Consider the following 21,798-nt stretch of genomic DNA (forward strand, 5'->3'; position numbering starts at 1 on the left):
ACTCACGACGCAACCCGCTTTTCTTTATCAGCAACATCACTTCGTACCTGACGAGAGTCCCGTTCGATACCCACTGCGATATCAAACACGGCCTCTTCAATGCGATGAATATCATCGTCCCCTAAATAGCTACCCGAACGAATCTCAATCACTACCAATGGGATTAAACCTGGATTGGCTAGCTGGTGAACCGCACCGATCGGAATGTATGTTGATTCATTTTCCGTCAGCAGGAAGACCTTATCATCACAAGTAACTTCAGCTGTGCCTGAAACGACCACCCAATGCTCCGCCCTGTGATTGTGCCGTTGCTTGGATATCTTCTCACCCGGCTTAACCACCACATTTTTAACTTCAAAACGATCACCCGAGTCGATCGAGTCAAAACTCCCCCACGGACGAAACACCTCCCGGTGATTGAGTGTTTCTGGGCGCAGTTTCTGCTTTAACTTGGTAACGATTTCTTTCACGTCTTGCGCCTGATCTCGATTCATAACCAAGACCGCATCAGGGGTGTCGACTACGACCAAATCTTCTAAGCCAACCGTGGCCACCAATCGTGACTGACTGTAAACAAGACAGTTTTTGGTGTTATGTAGCATCGCATCGCCACTAACAACGTTGCAGTTACTATCCTGTTCCCCAGCCTTCCATAGCGCGGACCAAGAGCCTATGTCATTCCAGTCACTGGCGACCGTCACCACTTTAGCCAAGTTGGTTTTTTCCATGACCGCATGATCGATCGATATTGATGGAGATTTAATAAAGCTTTCTGGTGCTACGCGAACAAACTCAAAGTCGTGCTCTGCATTTTTAAGAGATTTCTCACAAGCTGCGTACACCTCAGGCGCGAAATGTCGAATCTGCTCAAGATAAACGCTCGCGCGAAACACAAATACACCGGCATTCCAAAGGTATTCGCCTGAAGCCAACCAACGTTCAGCGGTTTCAAAATCTGGTTTTTCTTTAAAAGATTTAACCGCGTAGGCTGCAGGTACCTGAAGCGGTCGATCGCTGCGCTCAGCCTGAATATAACCAAAACCTGTTTCTGGGTGCGTAGGCTCCACCCCCAGTAAAACAATGTTTCCCTGCTCAGCCTGTACCTTAGCTACAGCAATAGTGCGATCAAACGCCTCACGATCACGCACCAGGTGATCAGCAGGAGACACAAGCATTACCTCATCACAACCTCTCGCGATCACCTGCATAGCCGCCAAGGTAATGGCCGGCGCGGTGTTACGAGCACAGGGTTCGAGCAAAATCGCCTCAGCAGCCATGGCCATGCCAGCGAGCTGCTCGCGAATGATAAAGCGGTGGCTTTCGTTGCAGACAACAATGGGGCGACTGTACTGCTCGGCGCTAAGGCGCAGCACGGTATCTTGAAACATCGAATTTTCAGACGCCAGACGATGAAATTGCTTCGGGAACCCTTCGCGAGATAACGGCCATAAACGCTGGCCGCTGCCACCTGAGATAATGACGGGGATCATCCTTAAACTCCTATTGAATTACGACACCAGTCGAAATTTCACCCAATGTTTTGCGCACCATTACCCCGGCACGCACGACTCACATCACGCCAGAACTACCAACAAACGCCTTCTAATGATTCACGCGTGCCATGTTTCATAAAGCCCACCAAGTCAAACACTTGCTTGCCTTCCACAGGGTTGTCAATCAAATCGCCAAAACTTGGCTCACCGTTACCCAGGATGATGACGTCACCGTGCGCAATGACGCTGTCGCGACTGTCTTCCAACAAAGATGACACGTGTGGAATACGCGCCTCGATATACTCACGGTTTGAGCCGTGAATACTCGCGTACTTTACGTTTTCATCAAAGATCTTAAGCTCATACCCTTTACCAATCAGGCGCTCAGCAAGCTCCACCAACGGGCTCTCACGCAAATCATCAGTGCCAGATTTGAAGCTAAGACCCAAAATGGAGATTTTACGCTTACCGTACCCAGCGATACGCTCGTAAGCATACTGGACCTGTTGCGCATTACTGCTCATGAGCGAACTCAACAACGGCTGATCTAAGTCCAGCTGACGAGCGCGGTAATTCAGAGCGCGAACGTCCTTAGGCAGACACGAACCTCCAAAAGCAAAACCCGGGCGCATGTAATAGCGCGAGATATTCAAAGTCGTGTCTTGGCAAATTACGTCCATCACCTCACGGCCATCAATGCCAACCGCTTTCGAGATATTGCCAATCTCGTTGGCAAAGGCCACTTTGGTAGCGTGCCAGACGTTGCAGGTGTACTTGATCATCTCAGCGACGGCGATAGGCTTACGGATAATCGGCGCATCCAGCTCAGCGTAGATTTCCGCTAACGGATCACCAGACGCTTCGTCCAGCTCGCCAATCACGGTCATGGGAGGGCTGTCATAATCAGCAATGGCGGTTGATTCGCGCAGAAACTCCGGGTTCATCGCAACGCCAAAGTCTTTGCCTGCCTTCAGGCCAGAAGCTTCTTCCAGTGCAGGAATAACGACTGTGGTTAGCGTGCCCGGCAGCACGGTACTGCGCACAACAACGGTATGGCGAGTGGTTTTACTTTTAATCGCCTCGCCTACATCGCGACATACCGCCCGCACGTAGGTTAGATCCAGATCACCGTTTCGTTTACTCGGAGTACCGACACAAATCATGGTCAGGTCCGTAGATTGGACGGCCACCGCTGTGTCGGTTGTTGCACTGATACTGCCTTTCGCGACCCCCTCAGAGATAAGCTCTTCCAGCCCAGGCTCCACAATAGGAGACCGACCACTGTTAATTAAATCAACTTTCAGCTGTGAAACGTCACCACCGACGACGTGGTGACCGCGCTTTGACAAACACGCCGCGCAAACTGCCCCAACATAACCCAAACCCAAAATACTGATTTTCATAACATGTCCTTTCGTTGCTTAAAGCTGTACAGCGCGAATCGGCAGGCAATTCTCGCCTCCCCCGTTTACCGGGCGATTTAACTAATCCAGTGGAACCACAACAGAGCGAACGACGCCATCAGCCGCGAAAGGCCCATATCCGTCACCGCACTGCGGGGCTGAAAATTTAGAAATTATTGGGAGGGTGAGAGTCTTTTTCAGACTTACTCCATCTCATTTTGCACGAAATCCGTACAACATCAACAATTTTTTGTCGGTGTCGCACTTAACACTTTAAAATGATCTTAAGGCGTCACGATTACGTCATTATTACAATTTTTTTTATATATATAAACTTAAAAATATATTTTTTTGGAATAAAAGAGAAACCAAGGAAGAAATATGCGACATAAGCGCCTGATTCGCTTACTTTTGAGACAGTTTCAACACGTATTAGCCAGTCAAAAAAACGTCAAACATCTACGCGTAGCGCGCGCCAACATCAGAAAGTTGGGTACTAGGTTAGTAATTTGCCGCAATAATCGAGGAGATAAGACTTGTCAGAGCAGCCCGCGGAGCGCCGACTGCTTTATACAATGTGTGAGAGGAAGGGCTGGTTGGCGTTAGCCTGCATCGACCGGAGCAAAGAATTCAGCCAATGCCACACCTGGGTCTGGTTGACGCATAAAAGCTTCACCCACCAAAAATGCGTTGACGCTATGCTTTCGCATCTCCGCGACATCAATAGGCGCCAAAATACCGCTTTCGGTTACCACTAGACGGTCATCACCGATACGCGACAAAAGCTCGTACGTTGTCTGCAAACTTACGTCAAATGTATGCAGATTGCGATTGTTTATACCAATCAATCGATTGGGAAGTACCATTGCCTGCTCCAGCTCGGCAGCGTCGTGCACCTCAACCAAAACATCTAAACCGAAACCTAGAGCAAAGTCGTTTAGCTGCTGTAACCGATCAAAACTCAGTGCGGACACGATTAACAGCACGCAATCGGCGCCCATGGCACGCGCCTCGAGTACCTGATACTCATCGACGATAAAGTCTTTGCGAATCACCGGCAGCGATACCGCCGCGCGCGCCTGACGTAAATACTCGTCACTGCCTTGAAAAAAGTCCACATCGGTCAACACCGATAAGCAGGCCGCGCCGCCTTGCTCATAGCTACGCGCCAACTCCGCGGGAACAAAGTGTTCGCGAATCACCCCTTTACTGGGGGAGGCTTTTTTAATTTCGGCAATCACGCCAGGCTCGCCCGCGGCGACTTTACGCTCGAGCGCCTGAACAAACCCCCGGGGGGTGTCAGCCTGTTGTGCTTGCTGCTCAAGCTGCGCAACACTTATCTGGGCCTTGCGCTCAGTAATTTCTTCCCACTTACGGGAGATAATCTTTTTTAATACGGTGGGCGTATCACTCATCGCCAAAATTCCTGTCGATTGTTTTACTTAAAGCACTCGGTAAAGGCCGCTAATTCACGCACTTTCTCGCCCGCGAGACCCGAACCCAACGCGTCTTGCGCGCGCGCGACCCCCTCTTCTAAGGTGTCGGCAATACCGCTCACATAAATAGCCGCACCGGCGTTTAAGGCAATAACATCGGATGCTTTATGGGCAAGCTCGCTGTGCTCATTGCCAAGCGCCGCGTTAATCAGCGCCAATGATTGGGCCGCATCGTCAACGGTTAGGCCAATCAAGCTTTGGCTCGCAATACCAAAATCTTCGGGCTTAATGCGGTACTCGCTAATAGCGCCATCTTTTAGTTCGGCCACGTGGGTTTCGCGAGCCAGGCTAATCTCATCCAAGCCGTCGGCGGCGTGTACCACCATAACGTGCTCGCTACCCAGGCGCTGCAACACCTCGGCCATGGGGCGGCACAGCTTATCACTGAAAACCCCAATCACCTGACGCTTTACCCCGGCGGGGTTGGTCATGGGCCCGAGCATGTTAAAAATGGTTCTCAGGCCCAGCTCTTTACGCGGGCCAATGGCGTGCTTCATGGCACTGTGATGCGCCGGTGCAAACATAAAGCCCACCCCCAACTCAGTCACACATAACGCGACCTGCTCGGGGGTTAAATTCAGGTTGATACCCGCCGCTTCAAGCACATCGGCACTGCCGGTCGAGCTAGAAACCGAGCGGTTGCCGTGTTTGGCTACGTGCCCACCGGCCGCGGCCACCACAAAGGCACTGGCCGTTGAAACATTAAATAAATTAGCGCCATCGCCGCCGGTGCCGCAGGTGTCCACCAGGTTTTCAGCATCGATCTCAACGCCCGATGCCAGCTCACGCATCACGGAGGCGGCGCCGGTGATTTCATCGATGGTCTCGCCCTTCATGCGCAGCCCCATTAACAAGGCACCGATTTGCGCATCAGTGGCAGCGCCCGTCATCACCTCACGCATGACGACGGTCATCTCTTCGGTGCTCAGATCAATCTGATCCACCACTCGCGCCAACGCGGTTTTAATATTCACTTTTATCTCCTCATTATTGCTGCGCAGCGCCCGTACTGATCGAGCGGTTAATAAAGGCTTGTAGCAATTGGTGCCCTTGTTGAGTCTTTACCGATTCGGGGTGAAACTGCACCCCCTGTAAAGCACCGCTGTGGTCTTGTAACCCCATAATTTCGAGGGTTTTATCGGGTGCATCGGTGCCCTCCGTCCAGGCGGTCACCTGCAACTGCGCGGGCAGATCTTGCGGGTCTACCACCAAAGAGTGGTAACGGGTTACCTCCAGAGGGTTGGCGAGACTCGCAAACACCCCCGCTCCGGTATGAGCCACCATAGCGGTCTTACCGTGCATAACACGCTCGGCGTGTAACACGCGCGCGCCCAGTGTGCGGGCGATGCACTGATGCCCCAAACACACACCAAGAATCGGGATTTTACCAGAAAACGCCGCGATTACGGACATAGAGATACCGGCATCCTCCGGGCGGCCCGGCCCCGGCGAAATGACGATATGCGAAGGCGCCAGGGCTTCTATCTCGGCCAGCGAAATAGCGTCATTGCGTACCACCTGCACATCACAGCCTAAATCCTCAAAATAATGCACAAGATTGTAGGTAAATGAGTCGTAATTATCGATCATCAATAACATAACGCCGCTATACCGCCGCAAATAGCTCTAAAAGTGCGCTGAATGCTAGGCTGATGGCCTGAGAATATCAATAGGTTCAGGCGGCGGGCTCTCGCACGCCCGAACCTAGCGCCATTACGAGGTGCTGTTAGGCGGGGTGGCTACATCTGGTTTGGCATCTGGTGAATTACCTGCGGTGCTAACACTTTCGCTCACATAGCCGGTAGCTTTTTGTGACAACTCACGAAACTTATCCGAGGCACGGCTGAGCTTCTCGTCCCACTCGGGGTTAGGCGTCTGCCCCTCGATGGTTTTGAAGTAAACATCCATCATAGCGGTAACGGCCAGCGGCTCTAGCAGTGCTGCCTTTAAGCTCCAGGCCAATAAAGCTGCGCTCACAAACGTCCAGACGCCTACAGACCCCGGTAATAATGCCGCAATGGCGGCCACGGGCAGTAGAATCAACAAAAAGATCACAAACGCCGAGGCGTACATAAACACCATTAAAAACACGGCGTTTTTCAATAGCGCCTGATAGTTTTGTGCGTACAAAATCAGTGCATCTTTACTCGATTGCCAGGGGTTATCGCTGCCGGTTTTGATGTTGTAAGCCAACATGACTTCATCAACATAGGTTAACGAGGTGTTAATCACCGCATTAACAGCCCCGGCCACCTTCTCGAGCCCTGGAATGGGGATAATGCGCGAAATCGACATCACCATGCGATTAAGCATACGCAAAATGCCTTTAATCAGCTGGTCGACCCCAAACAAGATAGACGCTTCTTTAAAACGCGCTTTGACCACCTGCTGACCGTGTTCGATTTGGCTGCGCCCGGCCGGCAACGCCTGCCCCTGTAGCAGCTCCACCAACACGGCGATATGACCGGCTTTAATTAGATAAAGTAAGTATTCGCGGGCCCAGTACAGCACCCCACTGACCAGCCCAAACCCCAATAAGCCACCGATAGCGGCGCCCCCGCCATCTCCGTCACCTATTGAGGTAACGCCGTAACCGATTGCGGCGCCGATACCCGTCACCAGAATGTAACCCAGAGCAATACCCACATACACCAGCAAGCGCAGCAAGATAAACGGGGATGTGCGGCCCATTCGCGATATCGCACGAGTTAAATCAAAATCCCACATAAGACACTCCCTTTGATTCCCTGTCTTTAAAACGCCAGCGAGCACCTTAGCCAGAGCGCTACAAACACGCAACCGCGATAGCGTTTTTTGCGCCACAGCGCAAGCTTTTTAACTACTCCCCCCCTATCGCTTGCGTTATCATAGCGCTCGGTTAGCCGGATCTAACCGTCAATCCACCCGCAGCGAGCGACTGAATACACGCATGAAGATTATAGTTACCGGAGGGGCCGGCTTTATTGGCTCCGCAGTGATTCGCCACCTCATTAACGACACTTCTCACGAGGTGATCAACCTAGACAAACTGACCTACGCCGGCAACCTCGCCTCACTGGCTGAGGTAGAGAGCAGCAGCCGCTACCAGTTTGTGCAACAAGATATTTGCGACGCCAGCGCTATTGCCGACGTGTTTCGCAAATACCAGCCCGACGCCATTATGCATTTGGCGGCCGAGAGCCATGTGGATCGCTCCATCGATCACGCCGGCGAATTCATGCAAACCAATATTATGGGCACCTTTAACCTGCTGGAGCAGGCGCGCCGCTACTGGAATGACCTCGCAGAGGATAAAAAGGCAGGCTTTCGCTTCCATCATGTCTCCACCGACGAAGTGTATGGTGACCTAGAAGGCACCACCGACCTTTTTACCGAGACCACCTCCTACGCACCCAGCTCGCCCTACTCCGCCAGTAAAGCCAGCTCGGACCACTTAGCCCGCGCCTGGCAACGCACCTACGGCTTGCCAGTGCTAGTCACTAACTGCTCAAACAACTATGGTCCCTGCCACTTTCCCGAAAAGCTGATCCCCCACATGATTCTCAATGCCTTGGCGGGCAAGCCTTTACCGGTATACGGCGACGGCAACCAAATTCGCGACTGGCTGTATGTAGAAGACCACGCCCGGGCGTTGGTGCGGGTGATTACGCAAGGCAAAGTGGGCGAAACCTACAATATCGGCGGCCACAACGAGGTGCGCAATATTGATGTGGTTAAGCTTTTATGTGAGCTATTAGAAGAACTGGCTGCGGACAAAAAACCGAGCGACGTGAAGCGCTTTGAAGATTTAATTACCTTTGTTAAAGACCGCCCGGGCCACGATGTACGCTACGCCATCGACGCCAGCAAAATCGCCCGCGAGCTCGACTGGACTCCAGAGGAAACCTTTAGCACAGGCCTGCGTAAAACCGTACTCTGGTACCTGAATAACGAATCTTGGTGGCAAAATGTGCTAAGTGGCGCCTACCAACTAGAACGCATAGGAGTTGAATCATGAAAGGGATAGTTTTAGCCGGCGGCAGCGGCACGCGTTTATACCCTATCACTCAAGGCGTCTCGAAACAGCTGATTCCGGTGTATGACAAGCCGATGATTTATTACCCGTTATCAATCTTAATGCTAGCGGGCATCCGAGAGATTTTGATTATTACCACCCCGGAAGATCAATCCAGCTTTCAGCGTTTACTGGGTGATGGCTCTAACCTTGGCCTAACCTTTGAGTATGTCGCACAGCCGTCTCCGGACGGTTTGGCCCAAGCGTTTATTTTGGGTGAAGAGTTTATCGGCGACGACTCGGTATGTTTGGTACTGGGCGATAACATTTATTACGGCCACCACCTAAGTGAAACCTTAACCCACGCCGCGGCCAACGCCGATAACGACCGCGCCACCGTGTTTGGCTACCATGTACACGACCCAGAGCGTTACGGGGTGGTGGATTTTGATGCAAACGGCAATGCGGTAAGCATCGAAGAGAAGCCCGCCAAGCCCAAATCCAACTTTGCGGTTACCGGTTTGTATTTTTACCCCAACGACGTTATCGCCAAAGCCAAAGCGGTCGAGCCCTCCGAGCGCGGTGAACTGGAAATTACCAGCATCAACCAAATGTATCTGGACGAGAGCCGCCTGAAGGTAGAGCTGATGGGGCGCGGTTACGCCTGGCTGGACACCGGTACTCACGAGAGCCTGCTGGAGGCTGCTCAGTTTATCGAGACCATCGAAAAGCGTCAGGGCTTGAAAGTAGCGTGTATCGAAGAGATCGCCTACGAGCTGGGCTACATTAGCCAGCAAGATTTGCGCGATTTAGCCGCACCGTTAGCCAAAAACCAATACGGCCAATACTTACTCACCCGTATCGCCGAGGAGACCCCTTCATGAAGCTCACACGCCAAATGATTGCAGATGTGATTTTAATCGAGCCTTCGGTACACGGGGATGAGCGCGGCTATTTTTTTGAATCCTTCCGTCAGGACCGTTTAGAAGAAACTCTGGGGCACGCCATCAATTTCACCCAGGATAACGAATCGCTGTCTTCGCGCGGCGTACTGCGCGGTTTGCACTACCAGTTGCCACCTTACGCGCAAAGCAAATTAGTGCGGGTGATCAGCGGTGAAGTCATCGACGTCGCGGTCGACATTCGCTTGGGTAGCCCCACCTTTGGCCAGCACGTAAAAGCCCATTTAAGTGGCGATAACAAACGCCAGCTGTTTGTACCCCGTGGCTTTGCGCACGGTTTTATCGTACTGAGTGAACAGGCGATTTTTGCCTACAAGGTAGACAATGGTTACGCCCCCGAGCACGACTGCGGCATCCACTATAACGATGCCGCCCTCGGTATCGATTGGCAACTCGATGCCTCGGCCATCAGCACCTCGGGTAAAGACGCCGAGTTGCCAACCTTGCTGACACGGCAACAAACCGCCCCCGATACATTATTCGAGTACGGTAAAAACTATTATGCCCAGCAGTAAGCCATTAACCGTTTTAGTAACTGGCGCCAACGGCCAGCTCGGGCGCGAGCTGGTGTTTCTGGCGGCGCAAACCGACGCCATTAACTGGCAATTTGCCGATCGCTCCGCACTGGATTTAACCAACCTGGAAGCCATCGAGCCCTTCGTAGCCGAACAACGCCCCGACATTATCATTAACTGCGCTGCCTACACCGCTGTTGATAGAGCCGAGTCTGAGGCAACGCTTGCGGACGTTATCAACCACCAAGCCGTTGCCCGGCTCGCGCAAAGCGCTAAACAGTGTGGCGCCAGCCTCATTCACATCTCCACTGACTATGTGTTTAACGGCGAACAGTGCCGCCCCTATAGCGAAACCGACGCTACCGACCCGCAAAGCGTGTACGGCAGCAGCAAGCTCGCCGGCGAGCAAGCGTTTACAGCCAGCGGCGCTCGGGGGATTATTGTGCGCACCAGCTGGGTGTACTCAGCGTTTGGCAATAATTTTGTCTCGACCATGAGCCGCTTAGGGCGAGAGCGCGACAGTTTAAATGTGGTCAGCGATCAAATCGGCAGTCCCACCTGGGCGCGGGATCTGGCTCAAGCGCTAATTCACATATGCCTTAGCGACAAACTCGCCGACAAGCAGGCCGAGGTGTATCACTACAGCAACGATGGCGTATGCAGTTGGTACGACTTTGCCTACAGCATTATGCAGCTGCGTTCACTTGAATGTGTGCTTAGCCCCATTTTAACCGAGCAGTACCCAACCCCCGCGCGACGCCCCCACATGAGCCTGTTGTGGAAAGACAAAATCAAAAGCGATTTTGGCCTTGCCATTCCACACTGGTTTACCTCGCTACAGCACGCACTGCCGGAGTTTTCGGAGTAGTTTTTATGGCTGTCAGCGTATGCATGGCCAGCTACAATGGCGCGCCGTTTATTGCCGCGCAACTTACCAGCATACTGGCGGAGCTAGCACTGGAAGACGAGTTAATTGTGGTGGACGATCACTCAAGCGACAAAACGGTGAGCATTATTCGCGCGCAACAAGACAGCCGTATTAAGCTGCACCAAAACGTGCAACAGCTCGGGCATGTTGCCAGTTTCGCCAAAGCGATGTCGCTCGCCAAGGGCGACATTATCGCGCTGGCCGATCAAGATGATGTGTGGCCCGAAAACCGTTTAGCGATATTAAAAGCGGCACTCACTCCCCCTGGTTGCCTGGTGACCGCCGGTAACTTCACCGATATAGATGAGCAAGGTAAAACGCTTAATCGTGCGCATAAGCGTCAGCTAAACAGTGCCGATAGTCAGCGTTGGCTCGCTAACCTGTGGGGGATACTCCAGGGCAAACGACCTTATTATGGCTGTGCCATGGCATTTAAACGCACCCTATGCGATCAAATTTTACCAATCCCTAACTACGTTGAATCACACGATCTCTGGATTGCCATGGCGGGAAATATTAATAAAGGCATGGCCCACCTCGACGCGAGCGTATTGGCAAAACGACAACACGCCACCAATGTATCGAGCCAAAAACGTCGCCCCTGGCAAAAAATTCTTATCAGCCGGCTGGGTATGGTGGCGGCGATAATAACACTAGCCTTACGTCGACTTACGCGCGGGCGTGCTTAAGCGCTCGCCTGCGTGCCAACCAGGCATAACGCGCGGTTAAATAAGCCGCACGCCACCGAGAAAACCCTTCGCGCTCGCGATAAATACGCCAAAAATACGGCAATACCTTAAACTTATTGGCCGAGAGTGAATGAGCCCGCACGTAGTAGCGTGTTAGATTTTCGGCAATGCCCAATACCGTGTGCCCTTTTCGCGCAAGCGCTAACCACAGTGCGTAATCCTCGTGTCCCACGGTTGGAAACGAGTACTCCCCTAACCTGGCCGTATCGAGCATAACGCTCGAACACACCAGTGTGTTTTGCGCCAATAAACCTTGATACGTAGCCTGAACGGGCGGGCAGCGAATATCCATTAATTCGCCGCTCTCGCGCACGAGCTCGGCACCGGTGCAGCTAATAGCAACGTCTGCTTGGCGCATAGCGGCTAACTGTGTATCTAGCTTTCTGGGCATCCAGGCGTCATCGGCATCGAGAAAGGCCAGGTATCTTCCGTTGGCACACGCGATTGCCTCATTGCGTGGACGCGCCGGGGAGCCGCTATTGTGCGGCAGCCGCAGTAAATTAATTCGCTCATCACCCTGCGCCTTCATCGCGACATAATCGGCGGTTGCATCATCCGAAGCGTCATCGACGACCCATAACTCCCAGCACGTATAAGTTTGTGCCAATACCGAATCGATAGCCCGCGCAATGGTATCGCCGGCATTAAACGCCGGCATAATCACGCTTACCAGCGGTGCCTTAATCGATGAGCCTGTCACACCGGGCGCGCTCATGAATTAGTTTAAAATACGTCGCACCGCAGGAGCGGCCGCCTGAGGCGAGAAGTGTGCGTCTAGATTATCGATACCACCTTGAGATAAGCGCTGCCAAAGTTTTGCGTCCTGATACACTTTAGCAATCGCCTCGGCAAATTCGCGCGGATCTTCGGCGACCATTACGTCATCACCGGGGACGGTATGCATGCCCTCTACCGCGCAGTTAGTAGCCACTACAGGAATGCCGTAGTTCATTGCCTCGTTCACTTTACCTTTTACCCCCGCACCGTAGCGCAATGGAGCAATAGATATGCGCGCCCCTTGCAGGTGCGGCTCTATATCCTCGACAAAGCCGTGCATGATTAAATGCTCCGAACCCAGCGCTTTGATGTCATCTGGCATATGGCTGCCAATCACCGATGTGGTTACACCCGGTAATAATTCGGCCACAAAGGGCAACACCTCTTTGGCGTACCACTGCACCGCATCAATATTGGGTGGGTGACGAAAGCCACCCACAAACAAAATACCCTCGCGCTGCTCGTAACCGGGACGCTCGGGAGAGTGCGAGTGAATGTTTGAGACGATATCCACCGTCGCCTCAGGGGCGATCTCGGCCAGCAGTGTTTTTTCAAACTCCGAGACCACTAAGGTCACATCGCATTTATTAATCAGATCGAGCTCTTTGCGCTTGGTAATAGCGGCTTGAGTTTTTAGGGCGGTATCACCCGAGACTTCAAACTCGCGCTCTTCTCGCACAAAGTGCAAATCGACTGTGTCAAAAATAAGCCGCGCCTGTGCAGCACACGCGCGCGCCAAGGTAATGTACTGTGAGGCGATATAGTGCCGACTGATTAAAATCGCCGTTAAATCCGGGCCACGCTTACGCAGTACTTTACGCACCGAGCCCGCCCACTGATTGTGCAACACCTCAATGCCCGCGGCCTGCATTTCATCAACCGGCTTTTTGCGGTACTCAAGATTATCGGCTACAAAGGTCACGTGGTAGCCTTCGGCTTTAACCAGCTTGAGCAGGTTCAGCATGCGGATAGAACCCGAATCCTGATCGGGAGTTATCATGCATGCCTCAACCACCAACACATTCCCTCGGGTATTCCGATGGGCCTGATTATCCGGGTCAATCCCATTGTCAGCGTGGTGGTGTAATACACTCTGCCATCGCTCGAAAAACTTTTTGCCGTTGGTGACCTGATAAGCTTTAACGCCGCTGGACTCATCTCGCCCGTGGCTGATGCCCTCGAGGTGATAAATGGCCGCCGCAGGCTGATACAAAACCCGTAAGCCTTTAGCCCGCACCCGAAAGGCCAAATCGGTATCTTCGTAGTAGGCCGGTGAATAATAGGTATCAAAGCCGTCCAGGCTTAAAAACAGCTCGCGTTTAATCGCTAGCGCCGCGCCAGAGCAATAGTCCACATCGCGCACGTAATTAAAACGCGGATCGTCGGCATCTTGATCCCGACCGTAATTCCAACCGCTTCCATCTCGCCAAATAATGCCGCCGGCTTCCTGCAACGTGCCATCGCGGTTGAGCAGTTTTGCCCCCACCAGACCAACGTTCTCCTGCTGCGAAAAGGTTGCCAGCAATGCGTCAAAAGCACCGGGAGATACCACCGTGTCGTTATTGAGCAGCACCAAATACTCACCGCTCGCGAACTCGGCACCGGCGTTCATATTGCCCACAAAACCTTGATTCACTTCCGCCGACCAAATACGTAGGCCGTCTACCATTGCCAGTGCCTCGGTTGCAGGCTCTGGCGAGCAGTCGTCAGCGATAACCACCTCGAAGGGGGCCGAGGGCGGGTTGTCAGCAATACTTTTTAAACAGGCGTAGGTCGTTTCGTGCTGTCCGTAGACCGGAATCACAATGGATAACAGCGGTTTAGCGCTGCTGTGTAACGTCAAAGGAGCGAGCTCAATAGGCTGATCGCTCAAAAGCTCGGGGTTAACCTTGATACGTGGCACCTGAGTAGCAGCCTGAGCTTGTGCCGCAACTGTGTTGGCCTCGTAACTGACACGGCCGAATAACTCTTGCCACTGCCCACGGCGCACCATGCTAAACAAGCGTGCATATGAGGCCGGCCGGACAAGATGACGAGAGAGTTTTGCCGCCACCCGAGGCGCTTTTACCAAAGCCCGCTTTAACACCCGCAACGGACGGGTGATGCGCCAAGAAAAGCTCGCCAACAAAGCGTCGCGCTCAGCGATCAACTCATCCACCTGAGCACTGAGTTGCGTCATTGACGTCTCGCAGTTATCAATGTGCAACTGGGCGTCGCGTGCCTGCTCTTGCAGCTGCGCAATATTATCTTTGGCCTGCTCTAAGTTACTCTCAGACAGTGCTACGCTCTGCTCTGCCGCATTTAACTCTACCTGAGTGCTGCGTTCGTATGCCAAAAACTCCTCATTGGCCTCACGCAAACAGTGGGTCAGCTCGGCGACATCGGCCTGTAGTTGTTGCGAGGCCGAGTGTAAGTGACGGAACTCGCGCATTGGCGCGACCTCGGCTTCGTCATCGGGCAGACTGGATAAACGGCGCTCCACTTCGCGCAATACACCACGGTGATGGGTGCGGCTGGCAAAGTGCAGCAACGATTTAATCGGGCGGTCTACCGGCAGCGGCGCCTCGGGAAAGGCTCGCACACTATCGAGTAGCGCAAGTGTATCGACTGCCTGCTCGCCGTTTTGCTTACTGACCTCACTCATATACCAGTGCGCGTATTGGTCGAGGTTATCGCTGACCAATCGTGGCTCTGCACTTGCCCCATCAGAGGCACGTTTCAATACGTCTAACCACTGCGAGGCGCTGGCATCAAAAGGCACCAGAGTCGCCTTCTTTACACCTGCCAGGCGCTCAGCCAAGGCACCAATGTCGGACGCGACAATAGCCGCGCCATAGGCCATAGCGTGAGACAAGGTAAAACAGAAGGTTTCCGGTACCTGGGCCGGCAGCCAGATAACATCTGGTTTTTGCTCGGCAATTAAGCGAGGTAAGTCGTCATCTTGATAATCGCCGGTCATGCTCAGTGGAGCCTCTACCGGGTCAGTGCTAAAGCCCACCAAATGAAAACTCATAGCCGGCGCCTGCGCCGCTGCCAATGTGGCGACCTGCTCGACGACTTGCAAGCCTTTCTCGGGTGACAGCGAGCCCAGTAACAGCACCTTTTTTATCGGCGGTGCGGCCACAACTTTTTGCGGATGCTCTTGCGTGGTATAGCGCCCCTCGGGAAAAACTTTCTCCACCGCGTGCATCACGCTCTCAGAGGGCGCAATAATACGAGCGGCAGAGCGAACCAGCGGCGCCATTAACGCCTGCCACTGTGCATCATCGTCGGGCCAGCCCGGTCCTTCACAAACTGCGCCTGCGGCGGTTTGATGGTAGCGCGGAGAGATTAAATAATAATCGTGTAATGTAATATCGAGCGGTAGGGCCAGCGCCTGGATCAGCGAGATAATATCTGCACTCCAACCGTGTACATGGTGTAAATGAATACGGTCAAAGTGAAGCTGCGATAAAAGCTCAAGCCACTGGCCCTGGCGCTGCGCGTCAAAGCCGCCCAGCTTTAGGATGATCTCTTCCGTTTTATCGGCCGTCATCAAACACAGCTCAACACCGCCATCGCCACAGCCGCGCAACAGCATCACGCGCGCAGGCACTATCTGGCGCAATAGCGCGACATGCTGCTCCACGCCACCACCCCAAGCGTGACTGATAAAAAGTAGTTTCTCAGTGTCATCCCTGGCAAAATCGTCGAGTACCTGAGCTTCCTTGGGGCTCAGTACTATGGCATTGTTTGGGGTCGTTTCTTCGCTCATTACACTCTCTGTCGATGACGGTAGCTCGGCGGCGCGAATAGCTTGCAGCGCCTTTGCGCTCGCCCCGCCCGCCGCAAAAATCACTTTATCAATACGCTCGCGCAGGGGCTTTACGGCGTCGGCGGCGACAAACTCACGCACCTGCGCAAAAAACTCGGGGTAGCGATCATTGATTACGGTTTCGGCTACGTGGGTAAGCTGCGCTTTGTCACCAGCAAAACTGACACTACCCTGATGGTAGACAAAACAGTCTGCCGCCAATAGATGATCCCAGCCCGCGTAGCTCGCCTTAATACAAAAATCGTTTTCTTCGCCGTAACCTCGCCCAAACGCCTGTTCATCAAACAGGCCTATTTGCTTCAGGCAGGCGCGACGAATATACATGCAAAACCCAACCCCGGTGGGGATACTCACCGTTAGGTCTTGATTCGCCTCTTGGCAGTATTGCTGCATTTGGGCAACATCAATACCGGGCAGCAGAGGATTATCGTGACAAAACAATGGGTACGAGCATATTGTCGCATTGTTAGAAAACGGGGTTATGGTAGCGGCGCGGGTGTTGCGCGCGGCCGATCGCATAATGGCTTCAACCCAGCCCGGCGCCACCAGAGTATCGCTGTTTAGCAATATAACGTCGTGGCTCTGCGATAGCGCCATAGCACGGTTTACACTGGCAACAAACCCAACATTTACCGCGTTATGCAGAACCTGTACACGATCTTCACGAGCCCACTGCTCAAAGTAATCGGCTAACGATTGCTCCGGCGATGCGTCATTGACGATAATAACGCGGGCATAATCGGGCAGCGAGCTCAGTGCGGCGGCCACACAGGCCTTGGTTTGCGCAACACCGCGATAGACCGGGATTATAATATCCAGCTGACAGGCAGTGCTCATTTAGCACCCCCTACCGTGTAAATTACACCACATCAGCGAAGCTACTCTTAGTTTTGCGAAAGAACCAAAAGCCGAACGCGAAGGTCGCCAAAGCCACGACCGACGCACAAGTAAAAACCGCTAACGTAGGCAGCGTGTGATACACCACGATGCCGCGAATGGCCTCGACATAATAAGTCAGCGGATTAACGCTTAAAATAACCTGGTACTGCTCGGGCACATAACTTGTGGGAAAGAATATCGGACAAGTAAACAGAAATACGGTCGAGATAAACCCAATAATGTGCGTCAGATCTTTAAAGAATACCCCTAACACACTTACAAACCACGCGACCCCGGTGCATAACAACAAAAACTGCAGTAACAGTAGAGGCAAAAATATAATGTGCCAGCTGACATAGCCGCCCATAGCCCACGACACCAGTAACAGCACCACAAACGACACCAAAAAGTGAAATAGCGCCGAGAAAGACACCACGCCACCAAATATCGTCAACGGAAACACCACTTTTTTAACGTAGTTAGCGTTGTCGCGAATAACAGAGGCAGAGCGCCCTAAAACATCAGAGAACATTAAGTGTGCAATTAAGCCGCAAAACAACAGCACCACAAAACTGACGGGCTCATCGCCTTGTGCCGGCCAGCGTGCCTGAAAGATCACGCCAAACACAAAGCCGTACACAACCATTAGCAGAAACGGGTTAATCGCCGCCCAAAAAAAACCCAGCAGTGAGCCTTTGTAGCGCGCGGCAATATCTCGCCCAACCATCATAGAAAACAAACTGGAGTAACGGCGTAATGCCGATAAAAGCCCGGTATTCATACTGTTTTATCCACCGCCTCTAATGTAAAATCCACGACCGGCGTACCAAATAGGCCGTGAATAATATGGCTTGATTGACAGCTAAACACCAAAGCATCGTGAATCCAGCAATGCTGTACATGATCGGTCTGTGTGCCCGAAGCAATACCCAAGGACACCACGTACTCACCCTGCGCTAGATAGGGCATTAAAAACTTCAAACGGGCGACATACCGCCCATTGGCAGAAACCCGGTAACCCTCGGGCTTAAACAACAAACTGTTGTCGCCAAACAATACCTGACCACGTTTATCTTTAAGCAAAAAACCCACAATAAAATTGTTCAGCTCGGACTGAGTGTCCATCACCACTTCGAGCTCGACCATACTGCCGCCAAACACAACCGACATTTTACGGCCCTGTTCGTCACGTAAGCAGCAATCAACCACTTGGATCAAGCCCGTTCCAAAAGCGCTTACGTTGGTATCAAAAGGCTGAATCTCGATATCATTGCGGTATTGGGAGTGTTGCAATAATTTATCGCGCGGATCATACCAAGCCTCGGCGGCTCTTTCGTAATCAATCACCTCGGCAGAGCCGGCGTAAATATCGCCCTGAATTTCGCTATACAAGAACTCCAGGTAAGCTTCGGTCACCTGTTTGGCATCGCCTTCGAGCATGACCTTCCCCCGGTGCAGCCACAAGGCTTTATCACACAGTTGGGATACGGCACCGGAATCGTGACTGACAAAGATAATCGAGCCGGTTTTTCTAAACTCGTCCAAAAAGCGCATGCACTTTTGCGAAAACAGCGCATCACCCACCGCCAACGCCTCATCAATTACCAAAACGTCAGCATCGACGTGGGCGATAATGGAAAACGCCAAACGCACAAACATGCCGCTCGAATACACTCGAACCGGGCGATCAATAAATTCACCAATCTCAGCAAACTCAATAATCTCCTCTATACGGGCATCCACTTCACGGCGTTTTAAGCCATAAATGGCGGCATTGAGGTAGATATTCTCACGCCCGGTAAAATCTTCATTAAACCCGGCACCTAACTCCAAAAGCGCAGCAACCCGCCCCTGAATCGAGATACTCCCGGACGAAGGCTTTAAAGTACCGCAAATAAGTTGCAGCAAAGTGGACTTACCCGCACCATTGCGGCCAACAATACCCAGAGTTTGACCTGCCTCAAGACTCACCGACACATTATCAAGCGCGCGAAACTCTTCTGACTTTTGTTTATATCCGGGTATTAACAACGAAAAGAGCCGCTTAAGCGGCTCGTCGTTAACAGCAAAATTTTTGCTGACAGAACTTACAACTAGTGTTTCAACCAACTTGATTATCTCGTGTTTATCGCACCATCATTTTTTGTGGTAGAGCCACCACTGGCCGTCGACTTTCAGCCAACTTTCGGTCAGAGGCATGCTCGCGGTAAGGTTTGAGGGCTTAATAAGATAATGAATTCTTACCGTTACGTCGCAGGTCTCTACTTCGCAAGATACTTTTTCTACCGCGCCTTTCGTCCACATACCAGAGCCTGCATAACGCTTAGTGTATTTACGCGCACTTTCGCGCGTTTTAAACCCAGGCGACGTAAATTCATAGGCCGCGGCATAGTCTTGCTCTAACAGAGCGTCGACCCAGCCCTGAGCTCGTTGCGTGACAGCTTCTTCATCCGATTTCGGCTCAAACATGGCGCAGCCAGATAACCCGGTAAGCAATGTAGCCAACAAAACCGACAGACTGATAGACCTGCGTAGCATTCTAAATCCCCTCACATTACTTAAAAACTGCCATTTGGCAGAACCTTACTCAACGCCCAGTATAGGGCAGACATTAATCGTTAGCTTTTACGCCTGAGCCATACATACCATTAAAGATATCCAGCCCTTTCATACGCTTGCGCATCTCGCTGGTCACGTCGCGCAGCTGCTGATCACTTTGAATCACATGTGGCGTTATGATAACCAAAAGCTCAGTTCTATTTTCGACAATCGATGTGGTGCCAAATAAGCTCCCGATAATAGGCAAATCCTGAAAGAACGGCACCCCTGATTTCCCGGTAGTTTTGTTGTCTTTAATCAAACCACCCAGCACCACAGATTCACCCGACCGTACCGCGACTTCACTGTTAATATTGCGCTCATAAAAACTGGTCTGTCCTGTGGCGTCATCTACTGGACCAATATCAGTCACCGACTGCATCAACGACATAGACACCAAGCCACCTGAATTGACCGAGGGCACCACTTCAAGTTTTACACCGGTATCGCGATAATTAATCGAGTTAGAGACTGTACCACCATCGGTAACAGTAGAAGATGACCGCACAGGCTGCTGGTTACCCACATGGATTGCCGCTGAGTGATTATCCAACACCATAATAGACGGCGTGGAGATTACATTGACTAGCTGTTTATCCGCCAGGCTATTAATCACCGCCCGCAAGTCTCCCAACGGGTTATTGAAGGTGTATGAAAAGCCTGATTGCCGGCCGATACCACCATCACCGAGATCGAGCTGACCACTGCCGGTCCAGCCATCACCCAAGCTATTGTCAAAGTACCATTCGAGCCCATAGCGCAGCTCGTCGCGTAGCGTCACCTCGAGAATACTGGCTTCAATCAACACCTGTAACGGAACGATATCCAGACGTTTTAGCGCAGGTTCAATTTTTCGGTAATCAGAAGCTTTTGCGTAAATTAACAATGAATTGTTGATATCGTCAGCGATAATCTTAGCCGAATCGCCAAACGAGAAGCTTGTACTGGAGCTATTTGAATTACGCCGCGAATTTTGGTTGTTTGAGTTACTACCGTCACTACCAATTCCGCCCGTGTTAGAGGTCGAGGTTGCCGTTAACCCTGGTGCTACACCATCATTAATGCTACCGGCACCGCCTGCGCTGCCCCCACCAAAGACGCTGCTCAGCAGCTGCGCCAAATGCACAGCATCACCGTTTTCTACCTCATACACGTACAATTGTGGCTCGGTAGAGGCATCCGGAGCTTTATCAAGGCGCGAAACCCATGTTTTGATTTTTTCTAAATAACTGTTTTTAGGCGTTACCACCAAGATACTGCCTAAGCTATCGAGCGGGACAATACGCACTAAGCCTTCAAGCTCACTTGCTTCTCCCCCCGGGCCTGACGACAACACCGTTGTCAGCGCATTGGCCACCTCTTCGGCTGTTGAGTACTCGATGGGGAAAATCCCCACAGCCATCCCGGCCAAAAAGTCGACATCAAAGGTGCGAACAATTTCTAGCCAACCATCTACCTGGGTTCTAGTACCACCTAAAATAAGTAGGTTACGCAGAGTGTCTACGCGAACAAACGCGCTTTCCGGGGCGACTGGCTGGAGTATTTCAACCATTTGCGAGGCGCCGATATACTCTAGCGGCACAATAACATTACTAAAGCCCGCCCCCGTGGACTTAGGGTTGGAGTAACGAGGCGCCAACTGCTGTAAATTGGGGTTGGAGCTAACAATGTAGCGATCGCTGTTGGTTTTAATGATTGATGCACCATTGATCTCGAGCATCGACTCAAGAATAACCATCAGTTGCTCTACCGGAATTGCCGAGCGAGTACGCAGCGATACCTGCCCGGCCAGCTTGCCTTCGACAATGTAATCGAGCCCCAAGATATCACCCATAATGCCGTTTACAACATCAATCAAAGGGGTATTTTGAAAATTGAGGGTGACGTCCTCGCCCTGCAACGCCACTGGGTTGCGGGCCGCGGGCATATTAACTACGCCGCCACTCGCTGGAAATAACTGCGCCTGCTGTTGCTCGGGCTCTTTTGGCTCCTCTTTTTCTGCACTCCAGTCGTCGCGCTCATCCGTTACCTCACCGACTTGCAGCGGCGGCTCTTCTGCGGGTTCAGCACTAGGGGTATTATTTTGCTGAAAAAAATCTGTTGTCGCACAGCCAGCAAGCAAAAAAGTGATCAGCGCTACATAGAATGGCTTGGTAATTTGTCGTGTCGTCATGGAATTCTCTTTGCGAA

The 21,798-nt window shown here is 52.2% G+C and carries 17 protein-coding genes; 5 read left to right on the forward strand and 12 right to left on the reverse strand.

The features are described from left to right. Positions 1–2 precede the first annotated feature (2 nt). From SD69_RS15505 to SD69_RS15530, 6 genes are all read right to left on the reverse strand, one after another. On the reverse strand, positions 3–1,490 hold the full coding sequence (locus SD69_RS15505) for a mannose-1-phosphate guanylyltransferase/mannose-6-phosphate isomerase (protein ID WP_052481231.1): 1,488 nt from the start codon (positions 1,488–1,490) through the stop codon (positions 3–5). Between the two features lie 95 nt (positions 1,491–1,585). Further along, positions 1,586–2,896, reverse strand: coding sequence for a nucleotide sugar dehydrogenase (locus tag SD69_RS15510; RefSeq protein WP_041523930.1), 1,311 nt, complete (start codon positions 2,894–2,896; stop codon positions 1,586–1,588). A gap of 602 nt (positions 2,897–3,498) precedes the next feature. Further along, positions 3,499–4,311, reverse strand: coding sequence for an indole-3-glycerol phosphate synthase TrpC (gene trpC, locus SD69_RS15515; RefSeq protein ID WP_041523931.1), 813 nt, complete (start codon positions 4,309–4,311; stop codon positions 3,499–3,501). A gap of 23 nt (positions 4,312–4,334) precedes the next feature. After that, positions 4,335–5,366, reverse strand: a complete 1,032-nt coding sequence (trpD, locus tag SD69_RS15520; RefSeq protein ID WP_041523932.1) for an anthranilate phosphoribosyltransferase — start codon at positions 5,364–5,366, stop codon at positions 4,335–4,337. A 13-nt stretch (positions 5,367–5,379) separates the two neighbouring features. Continuing rightward, positions 5,380–5,991 carry an anthranilate synthase component II gene (locus SD69_RS15525; RefSeq protein ID WP_041523933.1) on the reverse strand — a complete coding sequence of 204 codons (612 nt, stop codon included), beginning with the start codon at positions 5,989–5,991 and terminating at the stop codon, positions 5,380–5,382. A gap of 114 nt (positions 5,992–6,105) precedes the next feature. Further along, positions 6,106–7,119, reverse strand: coding sequence for a hypothetical protein (locus SD69_RS15530; RefSeq protein ID WP_198144113.1), 1,014 nt, complete (start codon positions 7,117–7,119; stop codon positions 6,106–6,108). 202 nt (positions 7,120–7,321) lie between these two features. Here SD69_RS15530 and rfbB point away from each other — a divergent pair, with 202 nt between their 5' ends. From rfbB to SD69_RS15555, 5 genes are read left to right on the forward strand one after another with little or no spacing between them, the layout of a single operon-like run. Beyond that, complete coding sequence (gene rfbB, locus SD69_RS15535) at positions 7,322–8,389, forward strand: dTDP-glucose 4,6-dehydratase (RefSeq protein ID WP_041523934.1); 1,068 nt, start codon at positions 7,322–7,324, stop codon at positions 8,387–8,389. Further along, positions 8,386–9,270, forward strand: coding sequence for a glucose-1-phosphate thymidylyltransferase RfbA (gene rfbA / locus SD69_RS15540; RefSeq protein WP_041523935.1), 885 nt, complete (start codon positions 8,386–8,388; stop codon positions 9,268–9,270). The genes rfbB and rfbA overlap by 4 nt, the downstream gene beginning before the upstream one ends. Then, entirely contained in the window at positions 9,267–9,863 is a 597-nt protein-coding gene (rfbC, locus tag SD69_RS15545) for a dTDP-4-dehydrorhamnose 3,5-epimerase (protein WP_041523936.1), read from the forward strand. Before rfbA ends, rfbC begins: the two co-directional genes overlap by 4 nt. Further along, on the forward strand, positions 9,850–10,731 hold the full coding sequence (gene rfbD / locus SD69_RS15550) for a dTDP-4-dehydrorhamnose reductase (protein WP_041523937.1): 882 nt from the start codon (positions 9,850–9,852) through the stop codon (positions 10,729–10,731). The genes rfbC and rfbD overlap by 14 nt, the downstream gene beginning before the upstream one ends. A gap of 5 nt (positions 10,732–10,736) precedes the next feature. Continuing rightward, positions 10,737–11,480 carry a glycosyltransferase gene (locus SD69_RS15555; protein ID WP_041523938.1) on the forward strand — a complete coding sequence of 248 codons (744 nt, stop codon included), beginning with the start codon at positions 10,737–10,739 and terminating at the stop codon, positions 11,478–11,480. Here SD69_RS15555 and SD69_RS15560 read toward each other — a convergent pair. The 6 genes from SD69_RS15560 to gspD all read right to left on the reverse strand — a co-directional run bounded on the left by SD69_RS15560 (position 11,461) and on the right by gspD (position 21,781). After that, the gene (locus SD69_RS15560; protein WP_198144114.1) at positions 11,461–12,240 is read right to left on the reverse strand and encodes a glycosyltransferase family 2 protein; all 780 of its coding nucleotides are present in this window, start codon (positions 12,238–12,240) and stop codon (positions 11,461–11,463) included. The genes SD69_RS15555 and SD69_RS15560 overlap by 20 nt on opposite strands. An 18-nt stretch (positions 12,241–12,258) precedes the next feature. Next, complete coding sequence (locus SD69_RS18230) at positions 12,259–16,968, reverse strand: glycosyltransferase (protein ID WP_052481237.1); 4,710 nt, start codon at positions 16,966–16,968, stop codon at positions 12,259–12,261. Between the two features lie 22 nt (positions 16,969–16,990). Then, on the reverse strand, positions 16,991–17,791 hold the full coding sequence (locus tag SD69_RS15570; protein ID WP_041523939.1) for an ABC transporter permease: 801 nt from the start codon (positions 17,789–17,791) through the stop codon (positions 16,991–16,993). Continuing rightward, positions 17,788–19,041: an ABC transporter ATP-binding protein gene (locus SD69_RS15575; RefSeq protein ID WP_198144115.1), complete on the reverse strand. Its 1,254-nt coding sequence runs from the start codon at positions 19,039–19,041 to the stop codon at positions 17,788–17,790. Before SD69_RS15575 ends, SD69_RS15570 begins: the two co-directional genes overlap by 4 nt. A gap of 105 nt (positions 19,042–19,146) precedes the next feature. Continuing rightward, positions 19,147–19,548 carry a hypothetical protein gene (locus tag SD69_RS15580; protein ID WP_041523941.1) on the reverse strand — a complete coding sequence of 134 codons (402 nt, stop codon included), beginning with the start codon at positions 19,546–19,548 and terminating at the stop codon, positions 19,147–19,149. Between the two features lie 73 nt (positions 19,549–19,621). Continuing rightward, positions 19,622–21,781 (reverse strand): type II secretion system secretin GspD, encoded by a 2,160-nt coding sequence (gene gspD, locus SD69_RS15585; RefSeq protein ID WP_052481241.1) that lies wholly within the window; start codon positions 21,779–21,781, stop codon positions 19,622–19,624. Between the last annotated feature and the right edge of the window lie 17 nt (positions 21,782–21,798).

Origin of the sequence: Gilvimarinus agarilyticus, from assembly GCF_000832015.1 — a bacterium.
Classification (GTDB): Bacteria; Pseudomonadota; Gammaproteobacteria; order Pseudomonadales; family Cellvibrionaceae; genus Gilvimarinus; species Gilvimarinus agarilyticus.

Excerpts from the sequence above, each read along its gene's own strand:
- SD69_RS15510 (WP_041523930.1), bottom strand. The coding sequence starts at position 2,896 with ATGAAAATCAGTATTTTGGGTTTGGGTTATGTTGGGGCAGTTTGCGCG.
- SD69_RS15570 (WP_041523939.1), bottom strand. The coding sequence starts at position 17,791 with ATGAATACCGGGCTTTTATCGGCATTACGCCGTTACTCCAGTTTGTTT.
- trpC (WP_041523931.1), bottom strand. The coding sequence starts at position 4,311 with ATGAGTGATACGCCCACCGTATTAAAAAAGATTATCTCCCGTAAGTGG.
- rfbC (WP_041523936.1), top strand. The coding sequence starts at position 9,267 with ATGAAGCTCACACGCCAAATGATTGCAGATGTGATTTTAATCGAGCCT.
- gspD (WP_052481241.1), bottom strand. The coding sequence starts at position 21,781 with ATGACGACACGACAAATTACCAAGCCATTCTATGTAGCGCTGATCACT.
- rfbB (WP_041523934.1), top strand. The coding sequence starts at position 7,322 with ATGAAGATTATAGTTACCGGAGGGGCCGGCTTTATTGGCTCCGCAGTG.
- SD69_RS15530 (WP_198144113.1), bottom strand. The coding sequence starts at position 7,119 with ATGTGGGATTTTGATTTAACTCGTGCGATATCGCGAATGGGCCGCACA.
- SD69_RS15580 (WP_041523941.1), bottom strand. The coding sequence starts at position 19,548 with ATGCTACGCAGGTCTATCAGTCTGTCGGTTTTGTTGGCTACATTGCTT.
- SD69_RS15525 (WP_041523933.1), bottom strand. The coding sequence starts at position 5,991 with ATGTTATTGATGATCGATAATTACGACTCATTTACCTACAATCTTGTG.
- SD69_RS18230 (WP_052481237.1), bottom strand. The coding sequence starts at position 16,968 with ATGAGCACTGCCTGTCAGCTGGATATTATAATCCCGGTCTATCGCGGT.
- SD69_RS15505 (WP_052481231.1), bottom strand. The coding sequence starts at position 1,490 with ATGATCCCCGTCATTATCTCAGGTGGCAGCGGCCAGCGTTTATGGCCG.
- rfbA (WP_041523935.1), top strand. The coding sequence starts at position 8,386 with ATGAAAGGGATAGTTTTAGCCGGCGGCAGCGGCACGCGTTTATACCCT.
- SD69_RS15555 (WP_041523938.1), top strand. The coding sequence starts at position 10,737 with ATGGCTGTCAGCGTATGCATGGCCAGCTACAATGGCGCGCCGTTTATT.
- rfbD (WP_041523937.1), top strand. The coding sequence starts at position 9,850 with ATGCCCAGCAGTAAGCCATTAACCGTTTTAGTAACTGGCGCCAACGGC.